Annotated in this window: 7 protein-coding genes; 1 reads left to right on the top strand and 6 read right to left on the bottom strand. The window is 39.8% G+C overall.

Features of this window, described 5'->3' with window-relative positions:
• The first annotated feature begins 86 nt into the window (after positions 1 to 86).
• On the top strand, positions 87 to 773 hold the full coding sequence (locus tag NO989_RS21475; protein WP_371343174.1) for a DotA/TraY family protein: 687 nt from the start codon (positions 87 to 89) through the stop codon (positions 771 to 773).
• Positions 774 to 788: 15 nt separating this feature from the next.
• On the opposite strand, the gene NO989_RS21480 is transcribed toward NO989_RS21475, so the two are convergent.
• From NO989_RS21480 to NO989_RS21505, 6 genes are all read right to left on the bottom strand, one after another.
• A complete protein-coding gene (locus NO989_RS21480) occupies positions 789 to 1,367 on the bottom strand; it encodes a hypothetical protein (RefSeq protein WP_015068591.1) in 579 nt (192 codons plus the stop codon).
• Complete coding sequence (locus NO989_RS21485) at positions 1,364 to 1,903, bottom strand: hypothetical protein (protein ID WP_015068590.1); 540 nt, start codon at positions 1,901 to 1,903, stop codon at positions 1,364 to 1,366. The genes NO989_RS21480 and NO989_RS21485 overlap by 4 nt, the downstream gene beginning before the upstream one ends.
• Positions 1,904 to 1,918: 15 nt before the next feature.
• Positions 1,919 to 2,962 carry a ParM/StbA family protein gene (gene parM / locus NO989_RS21490; protein ID WP_015068589.1) on the bottom strand — a complete coding sequence of 348 codons (1,044 nt, stop codon included), beginning with the start codon at positions 2,960 to 2,962 and terminating at the stop codon, positions 1,919 to 1,921.
• On the bottom strand, positions 2,952 to 3,269 hold the full coding sequence (locus tag NO989_RS21495) for a hypothetical protein (RefSeq protein WP_015068588.1): 318 nt from the start codon (positions 3,267 to 3,269) through the stop codon (positions 2,952 to 2,954). Before NO989_RS21495 ends, parM begins: the two co-directional genes overlap by 11 nt.
• Positions 3,269 to 4,471, bottom strand: a complete 1,203-nt coding sequence (locus NO989_RS21500; protein WP_015068587.1) for a type IV pilus twitching motility protein PilT — start codon at positions 4,469 to 4,471, stop codon at positions 3,269 to 3,271. The genes NO989_RS21495 and NO989_RS21500 overlap by 1 nt, the downstream gene beginning before the upstream one ends.
• Positions 4,468 to 4,861 (bottom strand): type IV secretory system conjugative DNA transfer family protein (locus NO989_RS21505; RefSeq protein WP_371343173.1); only part of this gene is annotated, 394 nt, incomplete at its 5' end. The genes NO989_RS21500 and NO989_RS21505, both read right to left, overlap by 4 nt.

The raw sequence follows: 4,861 nt of genomic DNA on the forward strand, positions 1-4,861 counted from the left end.
CATGTTCATCTGCCTATCCTTAACTCTCTATAGAGTAAATTGAGATAGGCAGTTACACAAAATTAGTTACAGTCTCGATACCTGGAATTAGCGGCGTTTTAGCTACATTCAAAGCCATCGGTTCAGGTGCGTTGGAAGGTATTCTAAAGAACCTATACCTAGGCCTCCTTTTACTAATTGCTTTTTTGTTTAGTATGGGACTGTACCTTGCTTTTTACTTGCCGCTAATTCCTCTTATGCACTGGATTGGGGGTGTTATCAGCGCTTTTAGCGCGGTAGTAGAGCAATTTGTTCTGGCGCCAATCCACGGCTTAGCTCATGCGTTCACTGAAGGCCGCGGTTTCATTGGTTCAAGAGCATCCCAAGGCTATTTACTAGCATTTGCATCATTCATCAGAATGCCTATTTTAGTCATCAGCTTTATTGTCGTTTACCCTTTTCTCTTAATGATGGGCAAGCTAACTTTGACACTCTGGTTACCTTTTGCAGAGGGAATGACGAGAAATACCGTTGTAGGATTAGTATCATTTTTTGGATTAGTTGGTGCGCTTGTTTCTTTGTCTGTAAGTGTAATAGAAAGGGTATTTTCAATAATGAATGAAATCAATGACCGAGCAATTAGGCTATTAGGTTCACCAGCTGACAGTATGGGGGCTCAGTCATTTATTCATAGTGGTCAAACTCAATTCTCATCGTTACAACAGACAGTAAGCGAGTCTGGCAAAGGAATGGCAACCCCAACCAAAAGTAATGAAAATAACTTAGCGCCTTAACTTAAGGCGCTTTATTCACTTTGTTACTTTTACAGGGATGTATTCTCCATCTTTAACCAAATACCCCGATAATGTTGGCTCTTTTTTATATATAAATAATTGACGCTCATTATTTGAGTCACTTATTACCACAGGGTCATTAAAGTCGGGCTTAGTAAAATTGGGAATTGTATGGACTTGTAACAACTTTTGATCCCAATCAAGTGTAAACCTAAGCCCGAATTCCTTCCCCATTTGAGCTAGAACTTCCACCCAAGGCTGCCCTTCGCCGACACTTGCGTCCCAAGTTACTCTTGGCAGCTCTTCGACACGTTCATCGACATATGCAAACCACTCAGTCGGTAAAATAAAAAAAAGTGCATCAGCCAAAGTCGAGTCTTCGCCAAAACTCTTAATTGTCATCGGTACACCTGTTCCAATCTCATGTACTAGACCATAATATTTTCCAGTCAGTAGGTTGTAACCTTCTATACCTAATGATTGAGCTTGCTCCTTTGGTTTAACTCCCTGCATATCTATATAAAAACCTGCATCAGCTTCAAAATGAAATAAACCAATGGCGATTATGCTTGCCATACCCAGAACCTTTTTCACATTAAACTCCTCATCATATCCTTAGCGCCTTCGAATATTTTAGGCTCTGCTTTCGGTGGTTGAACTTCTGCTGGTGGTTGAACATCTGCTGGAGGAATACTAGCCTCATCAGCTGGGTTTATGGTAAACAGTTGATTGAATTGTCGCTTCTTATCGTCAGAAAAGATTGTATCCATCGCATAACCGTAAAAAACAAGCTTCCTAATGTAAGATTGCCTCGCAAAAGGCGTGCTCAATTCGTTAAGTTGTTCCCATATTTGATTCACTCGAGAATTTTCGTTTGAGTTTGTACTTTTTGAGAACCTTAATAAAAAGCTCTTAGTTTCAACATCTTCACCACCTTTAATTTCCGGTACCAACCCTAAACGGTCTACATTTGGTTGCGAAATTGAAATAAACTCGTTAAGCCAATGTCCTTTCGATACAAGACATCTCAACTCTTCAGCGTTCGAATTCTCTAAGACATTTAAGAGATTAATGTTTTCAAAGTCCGAAGAGTAAAGTTTGAATGTAAATCTGGTTTTCAATTTAGACAAAATGCTATCGCCCCCCTATTCCTCAATATGGGTCATGTAGTAAAGAGCGCCATTTGCATTTTGAAACTCGGGATTTTCAGGAACCTGTGCTTGCTTAAAAGTACTTTTAAATGAGTCTTCTAAGATAGATGCGCCACCACCGACAAAAAGAATAGTATCAATGAATGCTGCTTCACCGACGGTTTCATTTATGAAGGTTCCCAACTTTTTAACTGTCATAGCCTTGGCTTGCTCACGAAGATCAGAAATACCTTCATCTTGACCATAAATTTTTATAGAACCCGTTCGTAGCGCCCTGTCTAATTGACTATCAGTGATACCTGAAACTTCAAATTTGTCCGTTATCAACGACGATAATTTGGTTCTTATATCGATAACACCCAGTTGTCTAGAGCCACTTTCGTCAATATTAATTGTGAAGTCACGATTAATCACCGTTATATCAGTTGTGCCCCCGCCCATGTCAATAACGACAAGGCCATTCTCAAAGGTTTTAAAGTCTCCAGAATCAATATCAAGTGAGAAAGCAACGGCCGCGGCAGTTGATTCAGGATAAACTCTGTGTGACACAATAATCGGCATTTCTGACCCTGATGCAGAGATACACTCACTACTAAGGCTTTCCGTTATTTTTTTAATAAATGCTTTGTCTACCTCTCGGTTTCTGAAGTAATGATCAAAAGGCAAACCTGTACCCAAACGAATTTTGAGGCCAGAAAAACCAGCAGCTATCAAGGTGTGCATAACCAATGCACAGTTAATTTCGCTATGTGCATATTGTTTACTGCGTATCGTTTCTGGGTCTCTAACATCCTCACCAACGGTGTAGTCAGATCCATTTACCGTGTAAACTCCAGATGCTCTTCCGTGAACATCAACATTTACTCGTCCCATTTGGGCTCTACTTGGAAGTAAAAAATTAACAAGTTGCTTTGTACCATCTACTTCAGCCCAATAGGCAATTTTGTTTTGAGCGTACCCATTATCGACGAAGACTTTATAGGTGCCATCCTCTTCTGGTAAAGGTGTTGGTGCATTTTTAAGTTCTTTAATTACCATTTGTAAATCTCCTTTGACGATTTGAATACCTGGTTATAAATCTTTGTTTTCCAGCAATAATAGCTCTGACTCTTTTTAGTCCTTGTATAGGAGTCATTTTGAATTTATCGATTGTCCCGATCACTAATACCCACATTAAACAGGCCAGTAGATACCATTTGGACTTGATAAAATATAAAAGTGGGAAAGGCACAACAGACAAGGCGTCCACTTGGATAGCTACTAAATTTAGTTTCGCTCGTTTCCCTGCTCGCCATAACCTATTTTCTCTCGCCACATTTGTAGTGATTTGCACTTTCTCAGACATTATTTATTCCTATACATTTTCATTTCATCCTCTGAAATGAAGCCTCTTTCAAAATGAGACTTGGCCTGATTCCTTATTTCTTGAATATCTCTTTCATCTCCAAACTGTCTTGTCAGCTTTTCAAATGAATTAATCTCGATGAGACCTGTCCTAAACTTATCTCTCAAATCTTCAATAAAAGGTAATCCCTTTTTTGATATCATCTTTGACATTACACTCTTAAGCTTTGAGTAGTCAGAACTAACTTCTGAATAAATTTTGTCTCGGATTGATTCATCGAAAATGAGGGAGGAAAAAACCCCAACTCTGTTTTTTCCATCTGACGTCTTAACTAGCCTTTGATTCAAAATCCCCACAGTTGTCTCAACAATATCAGCAGTAACTTTCGCTTTTTCGTCATGCTTGAACATATCGACGAATCTTGGGAGGGTCATCTCACAACTATTTGCATGTAACGTTGTACCAACAAGGTGTCCGGAGTTAGCTATGCGTAATAATTCCCGTCCAACTTCAGTACCTCTTACTTCCGAGAAAAAGACTATGTCAGGCGATCTTCTTAATAAGTTATGGGTTGCTTTTTCGTACGTTGAGAGATGGAATGGCACTTCGGACTGCACTACATTGGCTTTTCTATCTTTAATTTTCTTTAAATCAAACTCGATAGGATCTTCAAAAGTGACTATACGCTCTGACTTGTTCTTAATACGCTCTGTAAGTACTGAAGCAAAGCTTGTAGACTTTCCTGATCCCGTAGGCCCGGTAACATAAATCACCCCGTAGCTAGAATTGAATGCCTGTACGAAATCCGCAGGTAAAGATAGCTGTGCTGGAGGGGGTGCTTCATCGGGAAATGGCCTAAATATTATCTCAATCCCCCGATCATTACGTTCTCCTTGAACACCGGTTGCTGTAACTCGGTACCTATAAGAAGTCTCGTCTTTAGCAAGTACTTCGAATGGAAACTTAATATACTCACCGGTAACCAATGTGTCCGGTCCACTTTGCTGGTAAAAGCTCTGTAGAACCTCCCTCACCTCAGCTTGTGATATATTTCTCTCTGATAGTTGCTCCATTACACCGAGCCGTTTAACCCAGAGGGGACTATCTGATTCAATAACAACATCATTAACTTTATTATTGCTTGCCCACTCAAGCAGTTTCTCAACGAATTCGCCGTCGATTCTTTTTGGAACCTGAATCACTCTTCCTCCGACACAAAGATAGGCGTCCAATTTTCCAGAGATTTAAAAGTAGTCTTTTGATCAATCGTGAAAATGACATCATCACCGTATAAAGTTCTTCCATCTGCGCTAACTACAACACCCATTTCAGTGGTTTTTATTGTCGGCATTCTCAGTACATTTGAAATTTCAGACTCAATGAAATTGTAGTGATTTTCTAAATCTACTATTAGGCGGTTAAAGCCTTCCTCTAAAATCACTTCTGCTTGCGAACGGCCTAACTCCCATCCACGTTTAAATTCATAATTGAAAACAAGGTCTTCTTGTGAAGACCGTGTCCGTCCGGTAATCCCCACATTCAATTCATAAGTTAGCTCCGGCATGGTGCTCTCTTTGCAAAGGAGAATGACC

It is taken from the genome of Alteromonas sp. DY56-G5, assembly GCF_041414725.1.
GTDB lineage: Bacteria > Pseudomonadota > Gammaproteobacteria > Enterobacterales > Alteromonadaceae > Alteromonas > Alteromonas macleodii.

Excerpts from the sequence above, each read along its gene's own strand:
- NO989_RS21495 (WP_015068588.1), bottom strand. The coding sequence starts at position 3,269 with ATGTCTGAGAAAGTGCAAATCACTACAAATGTGGCGAGAGAAAATAGG.
- parM (WP_015068589.1), bottom strand. The coding sequence starts at position 2,962 with ATGGTAATTAAAGAACTTAAAAATGCACCAACACCTTTACCAGAAGAG.